We start from the raw sequence: 23,517 nt of genomic DNA on the forward strand, positions 1-23,517 counted from the left end.
GGATACCCTGAACCGCACCCATCTTATCGAGAGCCACCCATGCTAATTGTCTTCAGCGGACTGCCCGGCACCGGCAAGACCACCATCGCCCAGGCGCTGGCAGGCCAGATCGGCGCAGTGTACCTGCGCATCGATGTGATTGAGCAGGCGATCCGTGACGCGGGCGTGTTGGCGAGCGATGTGGGTGCCAGCGGTTATGGGGTAGCGAATGCCTTGGCGTTGAGCAATCTGCGATTGGGGCATGCGGTGGTGGCTGACTGCGTGAACCCGGTCAAGGAAAGCCGGGAGGCGTGGAAAACATCGGCGGCAATGGCAGGTGCGCAGTTGCTGGATATTCGGGTGATTTGTTCTGACCGGCAGGAACATCAACGGCGGGTGGAAGCCCGAACGGGAGATATTCCCGGCCTGGCTCCACCCCCTTGGGAGTCGGTGCTGGCGCATGAGTACGAGGCGTGGGCCGAAGTGCCGATGACGCTCGATACCGCACTCATGACGCCGTATGAGGCGGTAACAAGAGTGCTGGCGACGCTCAAAGCACGCTCCCCATCGCCTTCATCAACACCAGGTCCCGCCCATAGATATCCGGCGCATACACCAACCCGCCCTCGCGATTGACCTCAACCGTCCAATAACTCAACAGCACCGGTACCGGCGTGGCCAACCTGAACTCATGGGTCAGGCCGGTAGCCAGCAGCTCATCGGTACGGGCGCGCTCAGCCGGGCTCACCAACAAATCCCGCAGCAACAACGGTTGCTCGACCCGCACGCACCCTGAGCTGAATGCCCGCGGTCCCTTGGTGAACAGCGGTTGGCTCGGCGTGTCATGCAGGTACACCGAGTACGGGTTGGGAAAACGCATCACGATCTTGCCCAGCGGATTGCGCGGACCGGCTTCCTGACGCAGCAGGATATTGCCGGGTCGGGCCCAGTCCACCTGTTCGGCAGTCAGCGGGTGGCCTTCGGCGTCCAGTACTTGCAGGTTCTGCTGGCGCAGGTATTCGGGGTTGAGGCGGATGGCCGGGAGTTTGTCCTCGCGCATGATGGTGGGTGGGATGGTCCAGGTGGGGTTGAGGGTCAGCCGGGTAATGCGCGATTTGAGCAGCGGCGTCTGACGTTCGGCGCGACCGACTTGCAAGCGGGTTTGCCAGACCGGGATGCCGCTCTGGTACACGCTCAGTTGCGCGGCAGCGACGTTGACCAACACGCCTTCGGGCTCCAAGTCCTGGGCCAGCCAGCGAAAACGTTCGAGGTTGATGCGCAGTTGTTCGCGGCGCACCGCCGGGCTGATGTTCAATTCGGCCACAGTGCCGGCGCCGATCACCCCGTCGGCCTGCAACGAATGGCTGAGCTGAAAGGCCTTGACCGCCTTGACCAGTTCATCGCGGTACTGCTTGCCGCTGGGCGCGTTGGCCAGGTAGCCGCCACTGATCAGGCGCCGCGCCAGCTCCGGCACGCGGGGGTCTTCCATGCCCGGACGCAGCAGCGGGCCGCTGGCCACAGGGTCCCAATGCGGTAAGGGTTGCTGGCGCACGGTGGAATAAGCGTTGCGCAGGCTGCGATACAAATCGGCACTGGGCCGTGCCTGGTCGAACGCCTGGGCCATGTCTTGCAGACCTTGGGCCGCAAACGCCAGCACTTCGACGTTGGGGTCGCGGGTGGGTGGTTGAGCGTGCCACAGCGGTTCGAAGCGCGATTGCTGCAGGCGGCCGTAATGAAGATCCTGCAGGGCTTGCAGGTAGTGCTGGCTGCTGGTGATATCGCTGCACAGCACGTTAGCCGCGGCATCTGGCACAGGCAAGCTATAGTGGGTAGGGTCCAGGCCGTCATCGGCGAGCATCAGCAACTGAGATTGCAGGGCTTGTCGACGGTCATCGGCGGACCACAGCGGCATGTTGCCTTGCTGCTGGTAGAAGGCTTGCAGGCGCAGTTGGGCGGCGGCGTCGACCTGCCGAGCCAGGTCCGGGCAGACACTGGGCAGTTGCGCCAACGCCTGTTGCACGGGTGCCAGATCGACCGGCGCCGGCGTGGTCACCGGCAACGGCTCGACCGGCAGCGCGACGGCTGTCGCGACCAATGGTGCAACGAGCAGGCAAATGCTCAAGTAACATGCGTGTTTTTTGAACAATTGACCAGGCTCCAATCCACACCGGGGGACACTTCGTAGATGCTGACTTTCATGCGCCGCCTCGGTTTGATGACCGTGGCGTTGGCTACGCTGAGCAATTTTGCGCTTGCTGCCAATCAGACCTCTCCTAACTTGTATAGCAGCCTGGCGCGCTCGGCTCCAGAACTCAATCCCACCGTACTCAAAAGCGCCCTGAACGCGGTGCAGTGTGCGGTCAATAACGGCGAAGAACGTTCCGAGCGCCTAGCGGTTATTGACTACTCCCAGCCATCGACCGCCCGTCGGCTGTGGATCTTCGATCTGCGCAAGAAGACCCTGGTGCTGCGCGACCTGGTGGCCCATGGTGCCAAATCCGGGGAGAACTTCGCCACACAGTTCTCCAACCTGGAAGGCAGCCACCAGTCCAGCCTTGGGCTGTTCCGCACCCAGGAAAGCTACCTGGGCACCCACGGCTACTCGCTGCGCATGGATGGCCTGGAGCCGGGTTTCAATGACCAGGCCCGCGATCGTGCCATCGTGATTCACGCCGCCGACTATGTGAGCCCGCTGTGGAGCAAGCGCGAAGGCCGTATCGGCCGCAGCCAGGGTTGCCCGGCCGTGCGCCCGCAAGTGGCGCGCCAGGTAGTGGATAAGCTCAAGGATGGGCAGTTCATGTTTTCGTGGTACCCCGATCAGCGCTGGTTGAAGTCTTCGACCTACCTCAATTGCAAACCCCAACAGGTGGCGAGTAGTCGTACAATCCGTGGCGGATAGCCTGTCCCCATAGATAAAAGAGAGCGTCGCATGCTTCTACACAAATCCACCTGGATCGAGATCGGGCAGTTTCTGGAGCGCAACCGCACGGTGGTGATTCCGATCGGTTCCAACGAACAGCATGGCCCCACCGGCCTGCTGGGCACCGACTGGATGTGCCCGGAAATCATCGCCCATGAAGCGCAGAAGAACGCCGACCTGCTGATCGGCCCCACCTTCAACATCGGCATGGCCCAGCATCACCTGGGCTTTCCCGGCACCATTTCCCTGCGCCCTTCCACTTTTATCGCCGCGATTGGCGATTGGGTGCGCTCGCTGGCCGGGCATGGTTTCGAGAAGATCCTGTTTCTGAACGGCCACGGCGGCAATATCGCCACCATTGAAGCCGCATTTTCCGAGCTGTACGCCGAAGCCAGCTTCGCCCGCCGCCCGGCCGGGTTTGCCTTGAAGCTGGTGAACTGGTGGGACCTGGAAGGTGTGAACGACCTGGCGCAACGCCAATTCCCGGTGGGCCATGGCAGCCATGCCACGCCTTCGGAGATTGCAGTGACCCAATGGGCCTACCCGGACGCGATCAAGACGGCGGATTACTCGCCGCAAATTGCCAACACCGGGCCGATCCGTGAAGCCCTGGACTTCCGCGCACGCTTCCCGGACGGACGCATGGGTTCGGACCCGGCGCTGGCGACAGTGGAAAAAGGTGGGGAGCTGGTGGCGTTGGCGGCGCAGGGGTTGGTCAAGACGGTCAACGCCTTCAGCAACGAAGCCAAACCTTAGGCCTGACACACTTCAAAATGTGGGAGCAAGCCCGCTCCCACTGGGGGCGGTGTTACTTACATTCCTGTGCGGCAAGTTCCAATCGCGACGGCTTAATCGTCGACGCCAGCGGCTTGCGCTCATACAGGAACACCTTGCCACCGTCCTGGGACTTGTAGGCTTCCAGCACATCATCGGCGGCAATCTTGCTGGTCAATACCACTTTGGCGTGGCGCGAGTTCTGCGTCACGGTGGCGGCGATCCCGTGTTTTTCCAGCTTGGGCAACACACACTGCACATAGGCTTCAGGCGTTTTGCTGGTCTGGAAGGTCATGGTTGGAGCGTTGGGGGCGGAAACACAACCGGCCAACAACAAGGAAGCAAGGGCAAAGGCCGGGGCGAAAAAAGCGCGCATCAAAAATTCCTGACGATAAAAAAATAAAGGTTCACATCAACCGGCACGAACCAACGCTTTGAGCGAGGCATCGAACTGCTTCAAGGCATCCAGTTGCACATCCCGCTGCTGCTCGATCTGCGCGGCAATTTCCGGCGCGGCCTTGTCGTGTACCCACACCGATGGCACCTGCTTGTGCACCGAGCCTTCGGCCTTGGCGATGTATTGCAGGTTCGCATCGTAGAACCGCGCAATGAAACGCGCCTCGACCTGGTCGTTACGCTGGGTCAGCAACTGGTTATGGGTATCGAGCATCACCACCACATCGGGGTGAGCCTGCACCAGGGCATCCAGGTTGTCGTAGACCGTCACCGACAAAAAGGTGCCTTGCAGCGAGCTCATCAACCAATCGATGGCCAGCTCCGGGTCGGAGCTGTTGACGAACGCCTGGCGGATACGCCCGTCGAGGGCATCCCTGGCGCCATTCAAGGCCATGTCGTGGTAGCGTTCGAGGTAGCTGAGGTTGTCGCGGGTGTTGTCACTCAGCAATACACCCACCGACTGCGCGTGCTGCAGGGATTCTACGCTACCGTTGACAGGTAGCAAATGGCGCGTGCGCAGATCATCGGCGACTGCCGCGTTGTTGAAGGCAACCGTGCCGAGCATCAAAGTCATCAAAGCCAGCTGAATAAACGTCCTCATCGCGTATTTCCTTGAACAGCATCTCGATGGGGTGATTTTGCGCTTTTCCCGCAAAAACAGAACTTGCGTTCCATGATGGTGACTATTATCTGAACCGATAGTGCTGACATAAAACTTATAAGGACCCCGCCATGAAGCCCCACCAGAAAACCTTCGACCGCATCCGCGAAGCCGTACTACCGGAGTTTCGCGAGCGGGTCGCCGATTACCTGGTCGATTATGAAAACGTGCTGTTGGACGAGGCGGCTGACAACGATCAAGTCAGCGCCAGCGCCCAACAACTGCGCGGTTACCTGCGCGGCCTGAACACAACGCGGGTGCTGGGCATGGCGGATTGGGAGGACCTGGATCGCCGGGTCCTGCAAATCTCTGAGCGCTCTACAGCGCAGGACGATGCTGATTGACCCACGCCTGTACGGAGGGCCGCTGCCACTGGCGCTGCGCGTATTCCACCAATTCGCCAGGTACGCTGTCGCCGTTGAGAATCAGGCGGTTAAGCATCACGGCCAGGTCCACATCGGCGATTGACCAGTCGCCGAACAGATACGCTGGGTTGCCGACCAACAAGTCCTGCGCCGCACTGATCAACTTGGCCGCCGCCGCTTCAGCGACTGGGGACAATGGCGGCATCTTCTGCCCGTAGAACACCACCATCGTCGAACGCTCCTGGCGGATCGGCAGCAAGTCACTGCGCAACCATGCCTGTACCTGGCGCGCCCTCGCCCGCAGCTTTGGGTCGGCCGGGTACACCGGCGTTCCGGGGTAGGCCTGCTCCAGGTACTCGGTGATCGCGGAGGACTCCGACAAGGCGAAGTCGCCCTCTACCAAGGTCGGCACGCGTTGGGTCAGGGACAGGCGGGCGAAGTCGGCCGCGTGCTGTTGCGCGGCATCCAGGTCCAGGGTGATCGTGTCGAACGCCAGGCCTTTTTCGCGCAGCGTGACGAACACCGACAGGGCGTAGGGGCTGGTGTACATATGGTCAACATACAGGCGCATAACGATTCTCCTTGAGGGGAACACCACGCTACGAGATGTGCCGCAAGAAAGACAATGCGCTGTTTTTATGGGGGCATTCCTTGGCGGAATACTGGCCTAGCCGGCAAACCCACCCTCGTCCAGGAAGGCGCGTTCTTCCTCCGTGGTCTCCCGAGCCAACACCTCATTCCGATGAGGAAAGCGCCCGAACCGCTCGATGATCCGGGCATGTTCCTTGGCCCAATGGTAGGTGCTGGCGTCCAATGCCTGGTTGAGGATCAGCGAGCGCTGCTGGTCCGCCGGGTTTTCCGAATGTTCGAACGGCAGGTAACAGAATGCGCGCAACCCCGGGTCGATCTGTTGATCCAGCCCGGCGTCGACCAGGCGGCGGGCGTACAAGCGTGCCAGCGGGTCGGTGGCGAACATATGGGCGGTGCCGCGAAAGGCGTTGCGCGGGTATTGGTCGAGCAGGATCAGCAGGGCCAGGGCACCTTGCGCAGAGTCCAGCCAGTGTTCGAGTTCACGCCGGGCAGCTTGCAGGTGGGTGGTGTGGAAGGTGTCGCGAAAGCGGGCGTCGAAGGCTTCGTCCTTGGCAAACCAGCGCTTGGGGCCGGCGTGTTTCCAGAACTCGATGACGGATTGTGGGGTGTGTTGGGTCGCACTCACGGGGCTATCTCCTGTAGGAACCGGCTCGCCGGCGCCTACAGTGGACCGTGTTTGCGGATCAGAAGTCCACTGTTGCCGAGCACTTGACTGCGTGCGGCTCGCTGCCGAAACCGGCGATGTTCGCAATACAACGCCTGGACAGGCAGAGGGAGCGAAGACGACATGCCGATCCCCCGACCCCGGTAGCAGTCAAGAACTGATCGCATTCAAATCTGAACAACGAATCGCAGCAACGCGCACACTAATGTTATAGAATAACACCCCACTTTCGCCCTACCCTGTGACCCCCCCCATGACCGATGCTGTTCCCCTGCGCCAACGCCTGCTCTCCATTGATGCCCTGCGCGGCCTGGTAATCCTGTTCATGCTGCTGGACCACGTGCGCGAAACCTTCCTGCTGCACCGCCAGGTCAGCGACCCGATGACCATCGACAGCACCGAGCCTGCGCTGTTTGTCAGCCGTACCCTCGCCCACCTGTGTGCGCCCGTGTTTGTGTTGCTCACGGGGTTATCGGCCTGGCTGTATGGCCAGAAATACCAGGGCCGACGCGACGTGTCGGCGTTCCTGTTCAAGCGCGGGCTGTTTCTGGTGGTGCTGGAATTCACCTTGGTCAACTTCGCGTGGACCTTCCAGTTGCCGCCCAGCGTGATCTACATGCAAGTGATCTGGGCGATTGGCGTGAGCATGATCGCCCTTGCCGCGCTGGTGTGGTTGCCGCGTCCGCTGTTGATTGCGTTGGCGGTGGTGATTATCGCCGGGCACAACCTGCTGGACGGGCTGCACTTCGAGACCGGTTCGGCACTGCATGTTCCATGGGCGATCCTGCATGAGCGCAGTTGGATCGAGGTGGGCGACTCGCTGCGCCTGCGCATCACTTATCCGGTGCTGCCGTGGATCGGTGTGATAGCCCTGGGTTATTGCCTGGGCCCGTGGTTTGCCAAAAGCATGCAGCCGACGTTGCGCCAACGTTATCTGTTGCTCGGCGGTGTGAGTGCGTGGGTGGGGTTCGTGGTGGTGCGAGCGGCCAATGGGTATGGCGACACACCATGGCAAGCCTATGACAACGGCGTGCAAACCCTGATGAGTTTTTTCAACATCACCAAGTACCCGCCTTCGTTGCTGTTTTTGGCCCTGACGCTGGGTATCGGATTGTTGCTGTTGCTGGCGTTTGAACAAGCTGGGGCCAAGCGTTGGATCAGCATGCTCGCCACCTTCGGGGCGGCGCCGATGTTCTTTTATTTGCTGCACCTGTATGTGCTGAAAATCCTCTACGTCGTGTGCGTGGCGCTGTTTGGCCTGAATCACGGCAACTACTTCGGCTTTGACGGCATGGGCGCCATTTGGCTGGTGGCGCTGCTGCTGCCGCTGGCGCTGTACCCGCCGGTACATTGGTTCGCCGGGCTGAAGGCGCGGCGCCGCGACCTGGCCTGGCTCAAATATCTATAGAATCCGGACAGCTTTTCTGTGGGTGCTGGCTTGCCTGCGATTGCATCACCTCGGTCTATGCAGGCTACCGAGGCGCCCAGGGCCCTTCATGTCGCGACCAGATGCAGATAGAACGCCTGAAACATGAAATACGCACACACCGCCAGCGCCAGGCCCATACAGCGGTTGAACACCGTAAACGCTGACGTCCCGTTGATCCGCCGTCCCAGGAGTGCGCCGAGCAACGCATAGATCCACGGCGCGCCAAACGCGCCAAAGGCCAGCAACCCCGACACCACCGCAATCGACACCCCGGTGATATGCGCCGCCGGCAGCATGACGCTGGTGATCGGCAGCACCGCCATGATGCCCTTGGGGTTGAGCAACTGGATCACCAGGCCGTTCCAGAACGTGAGGGTCCTGGTCGGTGCGGTTGAGGCTTCTTCATCGACCACCGTGCGCGCGGTGAACACCTGATAAGCCAGGTAGAGGGTGTACACGCCGCCAATCAATGAGATATAGGGCAACGCCGCCTGAGAAATGATCGCTTCGCCGGTGTAGCCGAACAGCATGAACAACACCAGCATCGCGCACCCCACGCCGATGAAAAACCCGGTGGAGCGACGGAACTGCCCCGTGAGCCCGGCGTTAAGGCCCATGAAATTCACGGGGCCGGGGCTGTACATGACGCTGAAGGCGTAGAGGAAGATGTCCATGGGAGACCTGCAGTAGAAAGAGTGCGGCGAGTCTACTGAGGGGCGTTGGGGGGATTCTTGCACGTTTGTGGTTGTGGCCGATATGGGGATGATGCTGCGCCTTCCGGCGGGAGTAAGCTGCCTCGCCACGGGTATAGTGTTTGTCGAACTCTTCGGGATAAAACCAGGCATGGACACAACGAATCAAGGCAACCTGGATTCACGGACAGTTCCTTTGAGTCAGCGCAACGCAAACGTCTCGATACGTAAACTGGAGCAACTTCCGGTGCAGATCCGCGCGCTCGAAGTTCAGGCAGTCGCCGAAGGTTTCAGGTTCCTGACACGATTGATCACAGAGTGGGAAGATGGCACCCATCGATTTGATCAACCGGGTGAATGCTTTCTAGGGATGTTTTGTGAAGGGCAGTTGATCGCAGTCGGCGGTCTGTCTTGTGATCCCTTTGCGGGACCGGGCGTTGGACGGCTTCGCCGGGTCTACGTAGAGCGCAATCACCGTGGGCGGCAGGCTGGAAAGGCCTTGGTGCATCAATTGCTGGAAAACGCTGCCGTGCATTTTTACCAGGTACGTCTGTCCACCGATTCCTCTGAGGCGGCAGCTTTCTACCTTCGCTGTGGTTTTGATCAAGTGGCTGATGACACGGCCACCCACACAAAAGCCTTGGGGCACAGCTGAGACAGATGCTGCAGGCTCAATGACAGAGCGCAAAAGTGGGAGTTGTCGAGCTTCAGCGAGGCGACGATAGCCGTGTGTCAGGCGGCATCTCTATCGACAGTGCTGTGGTCATCGCGACCTCACTGGGTTCGACGGCTCCCACATTGGGCTTTGCGGTGTTTGAAGGGACGTTACATCAACGGAATCGAGTAATTTACAAACACCCGGTTCTGATCCTGATCCCGCGCCACTTCACTGCGCGACACACCGTTGCGCCAGCCAAACCCGACGTTTTTGAACGTCCCGCTCTGCACCACGTAATCCAACGAGATGTCCCGCTCCCACTCGCTCGCATCGTTGCCGCTGGCGGTGAGGATGTGGTCACCCTTCAAGTACATCACCGAGGCCTTCAACCCCGGTACGCCGAGTGACGCGAAGTCATAAGCGTATTGCGCAAAGGCGGTGCGCTCGCCGGCCTGGATGAAGGTTTGCACGGTACGGTCGGTGTAGAGGTACAGGCTGGAACCGCCCTCCCCTTTATTCACCAGGCCACCCTGGTTGAGTTGGGCGAAGTTGCTGTCGTCCGAGACCTGTTGGTAACCGGCGGTGATCGCGTGCGGGCCCAGGGAGTAGATGAACGCCGCGCTCCACGTGTTGTTGTCGATTTCACCCGTGCCGTTCTTGGTGTAGCCGCCGAGCTTGTAGCCTTCGGCACGGCCGGCGACGCTGCTGTTCTTGCCGTCGGAGGTGGTCTTGAAGTAGCGCAGGTCGGTTTTCAACGAGCCGTAGTCGCCCAGGGGCAACACGTGGATCAGCCCGGCGAAGTGCTGTTGGTAATAGTCTTCGAGGTTGGCGTAGTAGTACTGGAGCATCAGGTCCTTGGTCACCTGATAATCGGCACCGGCGTAGTTGAATGTGTTGCTTTCCTGGGTGCCGCCCGCCACCGCCAGACCGCTACGGTCGCTGGAGCCACGGCCGGTGGTGTGTTGCAGTTGGCCGCCGATCAGGGTCAGGTTGTCGATGTCCTTGCTGGTGATTTGCCCACCGTCGAACGACTGCGGCAACAGGCGGCCGTCGTTGCTCACCAGGATCGGCAGGTTCGGGCGCAGGTAACCGTAGCGCAGTTCGCTCTTGGCAAAACGTGCCTTGGCGGTGGCGCCACCTCGGGCCCAGTTGTCGGTGGCCTTGCCGTCATCGTTGGGGATCATCGAGCTGCCCACATGGCGACCGGCGCCGCTGTCGAGGGTGATGCCGAGCATGCCGATGGCATCGAGACCAAACCCCACGGTGCCGTCGGTGAAGCCCGACTGGTAGTTGAGGATAAACGCCTGGCCCCACTCTTCAGTCTTCGACGGGGCGGCGGTGCCATCCCGGTTGTCGTTGTTGAAGTAGAAGTTGCGCATGCTCAAGTTGGCTTTGCTGTCGCTCAAGAAATCAGCCGACGCCAAAGGGCTCAGGGCAACGCCCAGGCCGCCAGTCAACACGCTTAACACATTCAAAGTGGCTTTCATCACAACCTCAGTCAATTAACCCATGAGCGTCATAAAACGGATACGGCCCCGGGTAGTCCCCGAATACGCCGTTGTGGCTGATCAAACCCTGTTGCGCCTCCCAGCGATGCAACAGATAGCCCGCCGGCTCCAGGTTGAAATGCGCGGGCGCCGCTTCTTGTAGGTCCAGTACGATCTGGTGGGAGGTGCCGGGGCACACACAACTCAAGCTGCCACCGAAACGGCGCTGCATGGGGCGGTGCAAGTGCCCACAGAGCAGGCGCTCCACTTGCGGATGGCGGGCAACGACCTGCTCCAGCGCAGCCGCATTGATGAAGGGCTCGCGGTCCATATGGCCAATGCCGCTGATGAACGGCGGGTGGTGCAGGATCAACAAGGTCGGCGCCTCCGGGCGCAAGGACAATTGCGCGTGCAGCCACTGCAATTGGCTGTCATGCAGCTGGCCGCCGTGACTGCCCGGGAGGGTGGAGTCGAGACCGATCAGGCGCAGCGGATGCTCGTCCACCACCCAGTCCAATGGACCCTCTGCGGACAACGGCAAATACGCGTGATCACGAAACGCCTCCAGCAACGGCCCGCGGCTGTCGTGGTTGCCGGGGACCAGGTAGTACGGCATGTGCAGTCGGGCGAGTTCGGGGTGCAGCACGGCGTATTCATCGGCGCGGCCGAAGTCCACCAGATCACCGCTGATCACCACGATATCGGGGCGCGGGTCGCTGGCGTTCAGGTGGTCGACGGCGCGACGCAACGCGCCCAAGGTGTCGACGACCCCATAAGTGAGACGCTGGCCGGCTTTAAGGTGCAGGTCGCTGATCTGCGCGACAAGAAACGGTCGATTCACAATAGATTCTCAAGCATTCAGGGTGAACAACATGTGCGGCGCAATCGCCAGGGCAATTGGCGCGCCGACGGCGTACAACTGGTTGTCGCTGCTGTCGACCAACAGCGGTTGCGGGCCGCCCACATCCACCAGCAGGCGGCTTTGCGCGCCTTGGAAGAACTGCGCCAGCAGGTGGCCGTGCAGGTGCCCCTCACCCTCCATCACCCTCAGGTGTTCGGGGCGGCAATAGACTGTGCTGGGCAGCTCGGCGGCGTGCCACGGCAACTCGCCGCCGCAGACTTTCAAGCCATGGGCCGACGGTTCGATGACCGGAAAGGCATTGAGGTTGCCGACGAAGCCGGCGACAAAGGCGTTGGCAGGTTTGTGGTAGATGTCACGCGGGCTGGCCAGTTGCGCCACACGGCCGTGCTCCATGACCAGGATGCGATCGCCCAGGGCCATGGCTTCGCCCTGATCATGGGTGACGAACACCGAGGTGATGCCAAGACCGCGCAACAGGTCATTCAGTTCGCTGCGCAGGCGCTCACGTAATTGCGCGTCGAGGGCCGCCAGCGGTTCGTCCAGCAACAGCACTTTCGGACGTGGCGCCAAGGCGCGGGCAAGTGCTACGCGCTGACGCTGGCCGCCGGAAAGTTCGTGGATGCTGCGCTTGCCGTGGTGTTGCAAGCCCACCAGCTCCAGCAGCTCTTCGCAGCGCTTCTCGCGCTCCACTCCCCCCATGCCACGAATCTTCAAGCCATAAACAATGTTGCCCGCCACGTTCAGGTTGGGAAACAGTGCATAGTTCTGGAACACCATGCCCACGTCGCGGCGCTCGATGGGCAGGCGGGTCACGTCCTGATCGCCGAAAAGCACCTGGCCCACATCCGGGCGCTCCAGGCCGGCGATCAGGCGCAACGTGGTGGTTTTGCCACAGCCGGATGGGCCAAGGATCGCCAGGGTTTCGCCGCCCTCGACGGTCAGGTTCAAGTCATGCACGGCCACGGTGCCATCGGCGAACGCCTTGCGACAGCCTTGCAGGCGGATAGTGATAGCGGTCATCGACGTTCTCCACGGGACAAACGGGCACTGATGGCCTGCAACGCAATCAGCAGCGGCACGATCATCAGCAAAAAGATCAGGGTGTAGGCACTGGCGATTTCCAGGCGCGCCGAGGCATAGCTGTCGGCCAGGCCCACGGGCAGCGTCTTGGTCATGGGGGTGTGGAGCATCCAGGTCAGGTTGAATTCACCCAGGGACAAGGTCACCACCATCAGCACGCCCGCCAGAATCCCCGCCCGGCAGTTGGGCACCACCACGCTGAAAAAGCGTTTGATCGGACCCGCGCCCAGACTGGCCGCCGCCGCCTCCAGCAGCGGCAGTTGCTGGCGTTGCATCACCGCCATCACCGGGCGTACCAGGAACGGCAAGGTGAACAGCACATGGCCAACCAAGATGAACAGCCAACTGCTACGAAAGCTGCCGAACTGGCCGTAGGTGAGCAGCAAGGCCAGCGCACTGGCCAACCCCGGCATCGCCACCGGCAGCACCATCAACTCTTCGAAGGCGCGACTGAAGCGGTTGTTCATCCGCACCAGCGCGTAGGCCGCCGGCACGCCGATCACGCAGACACCTACCGCGCAGGCCAGCGCCAATTGCAGCGACAACCACACGGTGGGCGAATAGGCCTGCCACACCTGGATCAACCAATCAAAGGTCAAGCCACTGGACAGCCCCACGAAAAAGTTGCGGGTCAAGCCGGCCAGCAAAGACATCAGCACCGGCACCAACATGAAGGCACACACCAGCAGGGTGAACAGCAGTTGCAGCACAAACAGTGATGAGCGTTTCACAGCACAGTTCCCGCGTTTTTCACCAGGCGTCGCGTGAGCAGCAACACCGCCCAGGTCACCACGCCAAGCACCACCGACAGCGCAGCGGCGACGGCAAAGTTGGCGTAGTTGGTGAATACGTTGTAGATCGCCACCGGGGTGACATTCAGTCGCGTGCCCAAGGTAAAGGCCGTACCGAAGGCCCCCATGGACGTGGCAAAACAGATCGCGCCGCAGGACGCCAACGCGGGCGCCAGGCCCGGCACGATCACGTCGCACACCACGCGCCAATGCCCGGCGCCGAGGGAATGCGCGGCCTCCTCCAGGCTGCGGTCAAGGCTTTCGCACGCGGCCATCACCGTGAGGATCACCCGTGGAATCGAGAAGTACAGGTAGCCCACAAACAGTCCCGCCAACGAATAGGCAAAGATCCAGCGCTCGCCGACCAGTTGCAGGCCCAGTGAGGCCAGCAGGCCTTGTCGGCCAGCCAGCAAAATCACCAGGAAGCCCACCACCACACCGGGAAAGGCCAAAGGAAAGGTGAGCAATGCCACCAACGCCGAGCGCCCGAAAAACTGCTGCCGGGCGAGGAATACCCCGCTGATACCGCCAATCACCAACGCAACCAGCGTTACCACCACGGCCAGGACCAACGTTTGCCCAAGGCTGCCCAAGTACTGCGCACTGCTGAGCACCTGCCAGTACCCGCTGCCGTTGCTGTCGCGGCTGTCGGCACCGAGCACCACCAAGTGCGCCAGCGGCAACAGCCAGAACGCGAGCAGCACCGCAAAGGCCGGGGCCAGCGCCCAGACCGCATGTCTTGACGATGCTGCCACTTACTTGACCTCGTTCAGATAACGGGCGGCGAAGGCTTCCTGCACGGCGGCCATTTTTTCGTAGTCCACCACCCCGGCGCGGGCGTAGTCGCTGTCGGGCAGGAACTGTGCAGCTACGTCAGCCGGCATTTTCATCGGGCGCACCGGGCGCAGGTAGGCCTTGGCCCAGAGTGCCTGGCCTTCGTCCGACAGCACGAAATCGAGGACCTTTTGCGCATTGGCGCGGTGCGGCGCGTTAGCCACCAGGCTCATCACATAGGGCACGCTGATACTGCCTTCCTCCGGGATCACGAAGGCGACGTTGGCCTTGTCCTTGTAGCGCGCGCGGTAAGCGTTGAAGTCGTAGTCCACCAGGATCGGCAACTCACCAGACAGCACGCGCGCATAGGCCGTTTGCTTGGGCACGATGGGCGTGTTTTTCGCGAGCTTTTGGAAGTAATCGATGGCCGGCGCAAAGTTGTCCAGGTCGCCGCCCATGGCGCGGTTGATCGCCACTGCCGAGACGTAGCCGACAAAGGCGCTGGACGGGTCGAGGTAACCAACCATGCCTTTGTATTCCGGCTTGAGCAGGTCAGCCCAACTGTGCGGCACCGGCAAACCACCGAGCGCATCGACGTTGACCATAATGCCCAAGGTGCCGGAATGGATCGCGAACCAATGGCCGGCGGGGTCTTTCAAACCTGCAGGAATCTGGTCCCAGGCCTTGGGCTTGTAAGTGTCGACCACTTCAGCTTTTTGCGCCTGCAGGCCGAAGGTCACGCCGTAGTAAACGACGTCCGCCACCGGTGCGGCTTTTTCCGCCACCAACTGTGCCAGGGACTGGCCGGAGTTCTTGTTGTCCAGCGGCACTTGCACACCGGTGCTGGCGGCGATGGCCTGGAGTTGGGTGCCCCAGTCGGCCCAATCCGGCGGGCAGTTGTAGCAGATTGCAGTGTCGGCGGCCTGGGCCAGGCTGGCCGCACCGCAGAGCAGCACGGCTGCCAGGGTTTTACTGAGTGCGCGCATCGTGGGTTTCCTCGTGGGGTTGAGTACTGTCGCCCGGCCGGATATGGCAAGGCAGGCAATGGGACGTCGGGGCATTGCCGGCGATTTGCGCCAGCAGTTGGTCAATTACGGTGCTGGCCAGCAAGGCGATGGGCTGCACCACGCTGCACAGGGTCGGGTGCATCTGAGTGCCGAGGCTGATGCCGTCGAAACCCATCACCGAGAGTTGTTCGGGCACGTTCCAGGCGTTACGGCGCAGTTCGGCGATCAGGCTGATTGCCAGAAAGTCGTTGGAACACACCAGCGCGGTGGGCGCATCAGCACCTTGGAGAACGGGTTGGATGGCGGCGAATTCGGCCTGGGTGTGGGCCGGCATTTCGATCACTGAGCGGGGCTCAAGGCTGTATTCGAGCATGGCATCGCAATAACCGGCGTAGCGCAGGCGGGCACGGTCGGACTGCAACGCGGGGCCGGCGACCATACTGATGCGTCGATGGCCCGCATCCAGCAGATAACGGGTAGCCAATGCCATGCCGGCGCGGTTGTCGACCGATACGGCGCTGTAGTTGGGGTTGCTCGGTTGGTGGTAGGCCAGCACGAACGGGGTCTGTTCGGTGTTAAGGCTGCTGAGCACGCTGTTGCTTTCGGCATCGGTGACCGTCAGCACCAGGCCGTCGACACGCTGGCGCAGCAGCTCTTCGACCACACTGCACTCGCGTTCGCTGCTGTAGTCGGTTGTCGCCAGCAACAGGCTGTAGCCGCGCGCCCGCGCCGCACGTTCCATGGCCTGGAACTGTTCAGCGAATACCGGGTTGAGCAGGTTGGGCACCACCACCCCAATCAACTGGGTGGTTTGCAGGCGCAGTTGGCGGCCCAGCAGATTGGGGCGAAAGCCCAGCTCACGGGCGGCGGCGAACACCTGCTCACGGGTGGTCGGGCGCACCTGGTCAGGGGAAGCAAAGGTACGGGCGGCGGTGGCGCGGGATACCCCAGCCAGCCGTGCTACGTCTTTCAGGTCAGTCATTGTCACTCGCTTGAGATCGATCTCATTGGCGAGGACACTAGCGGGGGAATATGGCAGGACGGTGGTGGGAGGGTTACGGTTTGATGACAGCAAATACCCTGCAGCAGGATGAACAGCGGTCCAAATGTGGGCCGGTGTCTATCCATAGACAGTCATACTCCTGGGCTAGTCTGGAAAAATCGGGCACGCAAAATCCGCCCACTAACCTTTCGATTCGATCCAAGTGCGGGCACAATGCGTGTCCTTTTTTGGCAGGCACCGCCGCAGGCTCTCAAAAATGATCAAAACGCCGTACTACCTCATCGATAAACAGAAGCTTCTGGTCAACATGCAGAAGATTGCTTACGTGCGCGAGCAGTCCGGCGCCAAGGCGTTGCTGGCGCTCAAGTGCTTTGCCACCTGGTCGGTGTTCGACCTGATGCAGCAATACATGGACGGCACCACGTCCTCGTCGCTGTATGAGCTCAAGCTCGGTCGCCAGAAGTTCGAAGGCGAGGCGCACGCCTACAGCGTGGCCTGGGCCGACGATGAAATCGAAGAGATGCTGGATAACTGCGACAAGATCATCTTCAACTCCATCAGCCAACTGCAGCGTTTTGCCGAACGTTCCGAAGGCAAGACCCGTGGCCTGCGCGTGAACCCACAGGTGAGCAGTTCCGACTACCTGCTGGCCGACCCGGCGCGTCCATTCAGCCGCCTGGGCGAATGGGACCCGGTGAAGATCGAAGGTGTGATCGAGCAGATCTCCGGCTTCATGTTCCACAACAACTGCGAGAACGGCGACTTCAGCCTGTTCGACAAGATGCTGGGCGTGATCGAAGAACGCTTCGGCGCGCTGCTGCACAAGGTCGAGTGGGTCAGCCTCGGCGGCGGCATCCACTTCACTGGGGAAGACTACGCGGTGGACGCGTTCTGCGCGCGCCTGAAAGCGTTCTCCGAACAGTACGGCGTGCAGGTGTACCTGGAACCCGGCGAAGCGGCGATCACCAACAGTGCCTCCCTGGAAGTCACCGTGCTCGACACCCTCTACAACGGCAAGAACCTCGCCGTGGTAGACAGCTCCATCGAAGCCCACCTGCTGGACCTGCTGATCTATCGCCTCAATGCCAAGCTGGCACCGAGCGATGGCGAACACACTTACATGGTGTGCGGCAAATCCTGCCTGGCCGGGGACATTTTCGGCGAGTATCAATTTGATCGTCCGCTGGCCATCGGCGATCGGCTGTCGTTCATCGACACCGCAGGCTACACCATGGTCAAGAAAAACTGGTTCAACGGCCTGAAAATGCCGTCCATCGTAGTGAAACAACTCGACGGTACTGTCGAAGTGGTTCGTGAATTTGGTTACGACGACTACCTGTCCAGCCTTTCGTAAGCTGGCGGATAAAGGAGAGATAAAGCAATTGAAAAAGAACGTTCTTATCATTGGTGCAGGAGGTGTCGCCAAGGTGGTGGCCCACAAGTGCGCGCAGCACAACGACGAACTCGGTCGTATTGCTATCGCGTCGCGCAACATCTCCAAATGCCAGGCCATCATCGACAGCGTCAAGGCCAAGGGTAGCCTCAAGGTTCCCGCCGATATCCAAGCCTTCGCGCTGAACGCCCTGGACGTGGAAGCGACCAAGGCCCTGATCCGCGAGACCGAATCGCAGATCGTCATCAACGTCGGTTCCGCGTTCCTCAACATGTCGGTCCTGCGGGCCTGCATCGACACCGGCGTTGCGTACCTCGACACCGCCATCCACGAAGAGCCGGGCAAGGTCTGCGAGACCCCGCCGTGGTACGGCAACTACGAGTGGAACCACCTGGAAGAGTGCAAACAGAAGAACATCACCGCCATCCTTGGCGTGGGCTTCGACCCGGGTGTCGTCAACGCGTATGCCGCGCTGGCGCAGCAACAGCATTTCGACCGCATTGATTCGATCGACATTCTCGACGTCAATGCCGGCTCCCACGGCAAATACTTCGCCACCAATTTCGACCCGGAAATCAACTTCCGCGAGTTCACCGGACAGGTGTGGAGCTGGCAGAACAGCCAGTGGACCAGCAACACCATGTTCGAAGTCAAACGCACCGACGACCTGCCGGTAGTCGGTTCGCAGAACCTTTACCTCACCGGCCACGATGAAGTGCACTCGCTGTCGAAAAACCTCGACGTGCCCAACGTGCGTTTCTGGATGAGTTTCGGCGAACACTACATCAACGTGTTCACCGTACTGAAGAACCTCGGCCTGCTCTCCGAAAAGCCGGTCACCACCGCCGAAGGCCTGGAAGTCGTGCCGCTTAAACTGGTCAAGGCCGTGCTGCCCGACCCGTCTTCGCTCGCACCGGGCTACACCGGCAAAACCTGCATTGGAGACCTGGTCAAGGGCACCAAGAATGGCCAGCCACGCGAGTTGTTCATCTACAACGTGGCGTGCCATGAAGAAGCCTTTGCCGAAACCGACAGCCAGGGCATCTCCTACACCGCAGGCGTACCACCGGTGGCCGCTGCGCTGCTGGTCGCCCGTGGCGAATGGGATGTGAAGCACATGGCCAACGTCGAGGAACTGCCAGCCGAGCCGTTCCTGAAAGCGCTGGACGTGATGGGCTTGCCGACGCGGATCAAAGACGAGCACGGTGATCGTGCCTGGGATGCAATTGCCTGAATAGGCAATCGTTGACCGAACAAAAAATGCGCCCTGAGGGGCGCATTTTTTTTGATGCCAACCCACCCTACTGTAGGAGCGAGCCTGCTCGCGAAGAACATCAACGAAGACGCAGGCATTCTGGATGCACGCGGTGCCTGTTGGTTTTTCGCGAGCGCCTACAGAGGTTGTCGGTTATTCGAGGTTCCGCGCTGAATTGCTCAGCGCCCGCGAACACTGCAACAACGCCGGCGCCAGTTGCTTCTGCGCATCCGCCCTGCTCCACCGACTGGTCGGCGCCACCACATGCACCGCTGCCACCGGCCGGCCATTGGCACCCAGTACCGGCGCGCCGATGGTCATGTCGCCCAGGAACAGCTCCTGGCCATTTACCGCATAGCCCTGCTCGCGCACTTGCTGCAACGACTCCAGAATCCTGTCGACCTCGGTCAATGTCTGGCTGGTATGCGCAATGCGCTGGCTGTTCTCGATCAACACCAACGCCTCCTCCTGCGGCAACGCGCTCAAATACGCCCGCCCCGACGCCGTGCAGTACATCGGTACCCGCGAGCCAATCGGCATGTGCACCGGCACGAAACCCGAGCTGACGAAGCGCGCGATGTAGGTCATGTCGTAGCCCGCAGGCTCGGTAAGGCACGACGTCTCGCCGGTCAATCGCGTCAGTTCCGATAAAAACGGGTTGGCCACCTCGATCAACGAATGCGCATCCAGATAGCTGAAGCCCAACTCCAACACCCGAGGTGTGAGTTGGTAATGCCGTGTGCGCGAGTGTTTCCGAAGGTAACCCAGGCTTTCGAGCGTAAATACCATGCGCTGGGCCGAACTTTTGGTCATGCCGGCGGCCTCGGCCACCTCCGCAAGGCTCATGCTGCGGCGCTGTGCGCTGAATGCCTTGAGCACCGACAGGCCTTTTTCCAGGGATTGGTTGTGCAGACTGTTGCGATCTTCGGACATGGCGTACTCGTGGTCAGGTCGATCAGGCGTGGCGATATTTCTACCTTAAATTACAAAAATAGACCATCTAATATCGCATATCGATACGACTGCTTCATTTTTTCAATTTTGTGTAGCGATATACGATTTTTATTAATCGAAATGGCACAGAGCTTGCGATTTCATCGGCAGCCGCTTGCGGTACTGACTTTCCGTTTTCCTTCTGGAGTAACCCGATGAACAGTCTTTCGCCCTTGTTTCGCCGCCTTGCCTTCGGCCTCTGCGCCACGTTCTGCGTTACCGCCGTGCACGCAGAAAGTGCGTCCTCTTACAAAGTCGGTGCAACGGCCAGTGGTTCGCCGTTTACCTTCCTCGACATCAAGAGCAACAGCATTCAGGGCGTGATGGTTGATGTCGCTGAAGCCGTAGGCAAGGCCGGCGGTTTCACCAGCCAGATCGAGCAGACCAACTTCGCCGCGCTGATCCCCTCCCTCACCTCCGGCAAGCTCGACTTCATTTCCGCCGGCATGCTCAAGACCGAAGAGCGCACCAAGGTCGTCGACTTCAGCGCCCCGGTTTACGCGTACGGTGAAGGCCTGATCATCAATGCCGACGACAACGCCGCTTACCCTGATCTCATGCCACTCAAGGATCAGGTGGTCGGCGTGCAGGCCGGCACGATCTTCTATGACCAGCTGAACAAGCTCGGCATCTTCAAGGAGATCCGCACCTACGATTCCATCGGCGAGATGGTCCGCGACCTCTCCCTGGGCCGCATCAAGGCCGCTGTGGGCGACCAGCCAGTGGTGGCCTACCAGATTCGCCAGAAGCTGTTCAAAGGCGTGAAGCTCGCTCCTGACTACACGCCCAGCAACGTCGGCGAAGTCTGCCTGGTGGTGCGCAAGGGCGATGCACAAACCCTGGAGCGCCTGAACACCGCCATCGCCAGCATCAAGGCTGACGGCACCCTCGACAGCATCCTCAAGAAGTGGGGACTTGATACCCAGGTGCGCCCATGAAGCCGGCTGAGTTCCTGCAAAACGCCCTGGACTTCCTGCCGATCCTGCTGCAAGGCGCCTGGGTGACGATCCAGATCACCGTGCTGTCGTTCCTGCTCAGCAGTGCGCTCGGGTTGGTACTGGCGCTGCTCAAGCTGTCGCCGATTCGTGCACTGTCGTGGACGGCCAGCACCATCATCAACGTGATCCGTGGCCTGCCAATCATTGTGCAGCTGTTCTACATCTACTTCGTACTGCCCGACATGGGCGTACACCTCACCGCGTTCTATGCGGGTGTGATCGGCATGGGCATCGCCTACTCGGCGTACCAGGCCGAGAACTTCCGTACCGGCATCATTGCCGTCGAACAAGGCCAGCGCGAAGCTGCCGAAGCCTTGGGGATGCGCTCGGCGCTGATGATGCGCCGGGTGATCCTGCCACAAGCGTTTCGCATCGCTCTGCCGCCCTACGGCAACACCCTGGTGATGATGCTCAAGGACTCGTCCCTGGTGTCGACCATCACCGTGGCCGAGATGACCCGACAGGGCCAGCTGATCGCCTCGTCGACCTTCCAGAACATGACCGTCTACACCCTGGTCGCCCTGCTCTACCTGCTGATGAGCCTGCCGCTGGTGTATGGCCTGCGCCGCATGGAACAACACCTGGGTCGGAGGAAAAAAGCATGATCAACATTCACCAACTGCACAAACACTACGGCAGCCACCGCGTACTGCACGGTGTCGACCTGAACGTGGCCAAGGGCGAAGTGGTGTGCCTGATCGGCCCCTCGGGCTCGGGCAAATCCACCCTGCTGCGCTGCATCAATGCACTGGAAGCCTACGACGGCGGCGTGATCACCGTGTTCGGCGAAACCGTGCAGCGCGGCAGCAAGACCGTGCACGCCCTGCGCAGCCGCATGGGCATGGTGTTCCAGCGCTTCAACCTGTTCCCCCATCGCACCGTGCTGGAAAACGTGATGGAAGGCCCGGTGTACGTCAAAGGCGAACCGCCCACGCAAGCCCGCGAAGAAGCCCTGGTGTTGCTGGAAAAGGTCGGCCTGAGCGCCAAGGCCGATGCTTACCCGGAGCAACTCTCCGGCGGCCAGCAACAACGCGTGGCCATCGCCCGCGCCTTGGCGATGAAACCCGACGCCATGTTGTTCGACGAACCCACCTCCGCCCTCGACCCGGAACTGGTGGGCGATGTGCTGGCGGTGATGCGCACCTTGGCCGACGAAGGCATGACTATGATTGTGGTCACCCACGAAATGGGCTTTGCCCGCGAAGTCGCCGACCGCGTGTGTTTCCTGCATGGCGGTTACATCGTCGAAAGTGGTGCGGCGGAACAGGTGCTGGGCAATCCGCAGCATCCGCGTACCCAGGATTTCCTGCGGCGGGTGCTGCACCCCACTGGCGATACGCGGAGCCTGTCATGAAGTCATTGTGGTCCGCGACGGCGCCCTCGGTGGTGCCGACACCTGCGTTGAGGGAGTCGATGAAGGTGGATGTGGCGATTGTCGGGGCGGGATACACCGGCTTGTCGACCGCACTGCACTTGGCCGAGTGTGGTGTCAGCGTGTGCGTGCTGGAAGCCAATGAGCCCGGTTGGGGGGCATCTGGACGCAATGGTGGGCAGGTCAATCCCACGCTCAAATACGACCCCGAGCAACTGGTGCAGATGTTCGGGCCGGAGCGCGCCGAACCGTTGATCTCGACCGTGTCGAGTTCAGCAGACCTGGTGTTCAAGCTGATCGAAAAGCACGGCATTGATTGCGCGCCGGTACGCAAGGGCTGGATGCAGGTGTCATACACCGAAAAAGGCGTCGCCGGGTTGCACGCGCGAGCGGATCAGTGGGCGCGGCGCGGTGTGCCGGTGCAGCGTCTGGATGCGTCGACGGTGGCGTCACGCATGGGCAGTGACGCATTTGCCGGCGGCTGGCTGGATGGTCGTGCAGGGGCGATTCAACCGTTGGCGTATGCCCGTGGATTGGTGGGCGCGGCATTGGCGGCGGGTGTACGCATTCATGGGCAGAGCGCGGTGACCGACTTGCGGCGCCAGGGAGCGGGCTGGCAATTGCAGACGGCTTCGGGTGCACGGGTCATGGCCGATCAAGTCGTGCTGGCCACCAACGGCTACAGCGGCAACCTGTGGCCGGGCATGGCGCAGAGCGTCCTTGCGGCAAACAGCTTTATCGTCGCCACCACACCGTTGAGTGGCAGCGTCGCCGAGCGCATCCTGCCGGGCCAGGAAACCGTCTCCACCGCGCAAAGGCTGCTGCTGTACTTTCGCAAGGACAGCCATGGGCGCTTGTTGATGGGCGGCCGCGGACTGTTCAACGACCCCACTTCACCGACAGATTTCGCCCACCTGGAACGCTCGCTGGCGCTGCTGTTTCCGCAGTTGGGGCCACTGCAGTTCGAGTATCGCTGGGCCGGACGTATCGCGATCACGCGGGACTTCATGCCCCACGTTCACCAGCCCGCGCCGGGTTTAACGTTGGCACTGGGCTGCAATGGGCGCGGGATCGCACTGTGTACCAGCCTGGGGCAACAGTTGGCGGGCAAGTTGTGTGACAGCCAGGCGGAGTTCGCCTACCCGGTGACACCGTTGCAACGGCTACCGATGCATGGGTTGCAGCGTTTCTACATCGGGGCGGGGGTGGCGTGGTATAGCCTGTTGGACCGGTTGAACATCGTTTGAATCGCTAAACACTCTAAAGAGCTGTCAACACTCACAGGTTACTGAACCGACGCACCCTGCTAGCCT

The 23,517-nt window shown here is 61.1% G+C and carries 26 protein-coding genes; 12 read left to right on the forward strand and 14 right to left on the reverse strand.

The genetic code is table 11. The features are described 5' to 3' along the window. Window positions 1–39: 39 nt before the first annotated feature. Entirely contained in the window at window positions 40–615 is a 576-nt protein-coding gene (locus tag BMZ57_RS25135; protein WP_074900673.1) for a P-loop nucleotide/nucleoside kinase family protein, read from the forward strand. Here the strand turns inward: BMZ57_RS25135 and BMZ57_RS25140 are convergent. Further along, complete coding sequence (locus BMZ57_RS25140) at window positions 530–2,125, reverse strand: L,D-transpeptidase family protein (RefSeq protein WP_010209943.1); 1,596 nt, start codon at window positions 2,123–2,125, stop codon at window positions 530–532. The two genes, BMZ57_RS25135 and BMZ57_RS25140, sit on opposite strands and share 86 nt — an antisense overlap. A 39-nt stretch (window positions 2,126–2,164) precedes the next feature. Here BMZ57_RS25140 and BMZ57_RS25145 point away from each other — a divergent pair, with 39 nt between their 5' ends. Further along, the gene (locus BMZ57_RS25145; protein WP_016977141.1) at window positions 2,165–2,878 is read left to right on the forward strand and encodes a murein L,D-transpeptidase catalytic domain family protein; all 714 of its coding nucleotides are present in this window, start codon (window positions 2,165–2,167) and stop codon (window positions 2,876–2,878) included. Window positions 2,879–2,908: 30 nt separating this feature from the next. Beyond that, entirely contained in the window at window positions 2,909–3,655 is a 747-nt protein-coding gene (locus BMZ57_RS25150) for a creatininase family protein (protein ID WP_010209941.1), read from the forward strand. 52 nt (window positions 3,656–3,707) lie between these two features. Here the strand turns inward: BMZ57_RS25150 and BMZ57_RS25155 are convergent, their stop codons facing one another. Beyond that, window positions 3,708–4,049, reverse strand: a complete 342-nt coding sequence (locus BMZ57_RS25155; protein WP_042572221.1) for a hypothetical protein — start codon at window positions 4,047–4,049, stop codon at window positions 3,708–3,710. 36 nt (window positions 4,050–4,085) lie between these two features. Then, window positions 4,086–4,730 carry a hypothetical protein gene (locus BMZ57_RS25160; RefSeq protein ID WP_044287299.1) on the reverse strand — a complete coding sequence of 215 codons (645 nt, stop codon included), beginning with the start codon at window positions 4,728–4,730 and terminating at the stop codon, window positions 4,086–4,088. Window positions 4,731–4,861: 131 nt separating this feature from the next. Here BMZ57_RS25160 and BMZ57_RS25165 point away from each other — a divergent pair, with 131 nt between their 5' ends. Continuing rightward, on the forward strand, window positions 4,862–5,134 hold the full coding sequence (locus BMZ57_RS25165) for a hypothetical protein (protein WP_010209937.1): 273 nt from the start codon (window positions 4,862–4,864) through the stop codon (window positions 5,132–5,134). Here the strand turns inward: BMZ57_RS25165 and yfcF are convergent. Together yfcF and BMZ57_RS25175 are read right to left on the reverse strand one after the other, a co-directional pair. After that, window positions 5,109–5,726 (reverse strand): glutathione transferase, encoded by a 618-nt coding sequence (gene yfcF / locus BMZ57_RS25170; protein WP_069673388.1) that lies wholly within the window; start codon window positions 5,724–5,726, stop codon window positions 5,109–5,111. The genes BMZ57_RS25165 and yfcF overlap by 26 nt on opposite strands. 96 nt (window positions 5,727–5,822) lie before the next feature. Next, window positions 5,823–6,371, reverse strand: coding sequence for a DUF924 family protein (locus BMZ57_RS25175; RefSeq protein WP_010209933.1), 549 nt, complete (start codon window positions 6,369–6,371; stop codon window positions 5,823–5,825). Window positions 6,372–6,663: 292 nt separating this feature from the next. On the opposite strand from BMZ57_RS25175, the gene BMZ57_RS25180 reads away from it, so the two are divergent. Then, window positions 6,664–7,818 carry an acetyltransferase domain-containing protein gene (locus BMZ57_RS25180; RefSeq protein WP_042572218.1) on the forward strand — a complete coding sequence of 385 codons (1,155 nt, stop codon included), beginning with the start codon at window positions 6,664–6,666 and terminating at the stop codon, window positions 7,816–7,818. A gap of 86 nt (window positions 7,819–7,904) precedes the next feature. On the opposite strand, the gene BMZ57_RS25185 is transcribed toward BMZ57_RS25180, so the two are convergent. Then, on the reverse strand, window positions 7,905–8,513 hold the full coding sequence (locus BMZ57_RS25185; RefSeq protein ID WP_069673387.1) for a LysE family translocator: 609 nt from the start codon (window positions 8,511–8,513) through the stop codon (window positions 7,905–7,907). A gap of 88 nt (window positions 8,514–8,601) precedes the next feature. Here BMZ57_RS25185 and BMZ57_RS25190 point away from each other — a divergent pair, with 88 nt between their 5' ends. Next, window positions 8,602–9,186, forward strand: a complete 585-nt coding sequence (locus BMZ57_RS25190; RefSeq protein ID WP_331386622.1) for a GNAT family N-acetyltransferase — start codon at window positions 8,602–8,604, stop codon at window positions 9,184–9,186. Window positions 9,187–9,356: 170 nt separating this feature from the next. Here the strand turns inward: BMZ57_RS25190 and BMZ57_RS25195 are convergent, their stop codons facing one another. The 7 genes from BMZ57_RS25195 to BMZ57_RS25225 are packed head-to-tail and all read right to left on the reverse strand — an operon-like array spanning window position 9,357 to window position 16,172. After that, window positions 9,357–10,676: an OprD family porin gene (locus BMZ57_RS25195; protein ID WP_047541632.1), complete on the reverse strand. Its 1,320-nt coding sequence runs from the start codon at window positions 10,674–10,676 to the stop codon at window positions 9,357–9,359. A gap of 7 nt (window positions 10,677–10,683) precedes the next feature. Beyond that, the gene (locus BMZ57_RS25200; protein ID WP_045792000.1) at window positions 10,684–11,517 is read right to left on the reverse strand and encodes a phosphodiesterase; all 834 of its coding nucleotides are present in this window, start codon (window positions 11,515–11,517) and stop codon (window positions 10,684–10,686) included. Between the two features lie 9 nt (window positions 11,518–11,526). Continuing rightward, window positions 11,527–12,558: an ABC transporter ATP-binding protein gene (locus tag BMZ57_RS25205; protein ID WP_010209921.1), complete on the reverse strand. Its 1,032-nt coding sequence runs from the start codon at window positions 12,556–12,558 to the stop codon at window positions 11,527–11,529. Next, the gene (locus BMZ57_RS25210; RefSeq protein WP_069673386.1) at window positions 12,555–13,349 is read right to left on the reverse strand and encodes an ABC transporter permease; all 795 of its coding nucleotides are present in this window, start codon (window positions 13,347–13,349) and stop codon (window positions 12,555–12,557) included. The genes BMZ57_RS25205 and BMZ57_RS25210 overlap by 4 nt, the downstream gene beginning before the upstream one ends. Then, entirely contained in the window at window positions 13,346–14,164 is an 819-nt protein-coding gene (locus BMZ57_RS25215; protein ID WP_042572215.1) for an ABC transporter permease, read from the reverse strand. The genes BMZ57_RS25210 and BMZ57_RS25215 overlap by 4 nt, the downstream gene beginning before the upstream one ends. Beyond that, on the reverse strand, window positions 14,165–15,169 hold the full coding sequence (locus BMZ57_RS25220; RefSeq protein WP_010209918.1) for an ABC transporter substrate-binding protein: 1,005 nt from the start codon (window positions 15,167–15,169) through the stop codon (window positions 14,165–14,167). Next, window positions 15,153–16,172, reverse strand: a complete 1,020-nt coding sequence (locus BMZ57_RS25225) for a LacI family DNA-binding transcriptional regulator (protein ID WP_010209917.1) — start codon at window positions 16,170–16,172, stop codon at window positions 15,153–15,155. Before BMZ57_RS25225 ends, BMZ57_RS25220 begins: the two co-directional genes overlap by 17 nt. Before the next feature lie 277 nt (window positions 16,173–16,449). Between BMZ57_RS25225 and BMZ57_RS25230 the strand changes: the two genes are divergently transcribed. Then, the gene (locus BMZ57_RS25230; RefSeq protein ID WP_010209915.1) at window positions 16,450–17,547 is read left to right on the forward strand and encodes a carboxynorspermidine decarboxylase; all 1,098 of its coding nucleotides are present in this window, start codon (window positions 16,450–16,452) and stop codon (window positions 17,545–17,547) included. A 28-nt stretch (window positions 17,548–17,575) separates the two neighbouring features. Then, window positions 17,576–18,820 carry a saccharopine dehydrogenase family protein gene (locus BMZ57_RS25235; protein ID WP_010209914.1) on the forward strand — a complete coding sequence of 415 codons (1,245 nt, stop codon included), beginning with the start codon at window positions 17,576–17,578 and terminating at the stop codon, window positions 18,818–18,820. A 174-nt stretch (window positions 18,821–18,994) separates the two neighbouring features. Here the strand turns inward: BMZ57_RS25235 and BMZ57_RS25240 are convergent, their stop codons facing one another. Then, on the reverse strand, window positions 18,995–19,774 hold the full coding sequence (locus BMZ57_RS25240; protein ID WP_010209913.1) for an IclR family transcriptional regulator: 780 nt from the start codon (window positions 19,772–19,774) through the stop codon (window positions 18,995–18,997). 215 nt (window positions 19,775–19,989) lie between these two features. Between BMZ57_RS25240 and BMZ57_RS25245 the strand changes: the two genes are divergently transcribed. The 4 genes from BMZ57_RS25245 to BMZ57_RS25260 are packed head-to-tail and all read left to right on the forward strand — an operon-like array spanning window position 19,990 to window position 23,451. Then, on the forward strand, window positions 19,990–20,772 hold the full coding sequence (locus BMZ57_RS25245) for an ABC transporter substrate-binding protein (RefSeq protein ID WP_010209912.1): 783 nt from the start codon (window positions 19,990–19,992) through the stop codon (window positions 20,770–20,772). Next, window positions 20,769–21,437: an amino acid ABC transporter permease gene (locus tag BMZ57_RS25250; RefSeq protein ID WP_021491600.1), complete on the forward strand. Its 669-nt coding sequence runs from the start codon at window positions 20,769–20,771 to the stop codon at window positions 21,435–21,437. Before BMZ57_RS25245 ends, BMZ57_RS25250 begins: the two co-directional genes overlap by 4 nt. Next, window positions 21,434–22,186, forward strand: a complete 753-nt coding sequence (locus BMZ57_RS25255; protein WP_010209910.1) for an amino acid ABC transporter ATP-binding protein — start codon at window positions 21,434–21,436, stop codon at window positions 22,184–22,186. Before BMZ57_RS25250 ends, BMZ57_RS25255 begins: the two co-directional genes overlap by 4 nt. Then, the gene (locus tag BMZ57_RS25260; RefSeq protein ID WP_044287304.1) at window positions 22,183–23,451 is read left to right on the forward strand and encodes an NAD(P)/FAD-dependent oxidoreductase; all 1,269 of its coding nucleotides are present in this window, start codon (window positions 22,183–22,185) and stop codon (window positions 23,449–23,451) included. Before BMZ57_RS25255 ends, BMZ57_RS25260 begins: the two co-directional genes overlap by 4 nt. Window positions 23,452–23,517 lie beyond the last annotated feature (66 nt).

The sequence above is a fragment of the Pseudomonas simiae genome (assembly GCF_900111895.1).
Taxonomy (GTDB): Bacteria; Pseudomonadota; Gammaproteobacteria; order Pseudomonadales; family Pseudomonadaceae; genus Aquipseudomonas; species Aquipseudomonas simiae.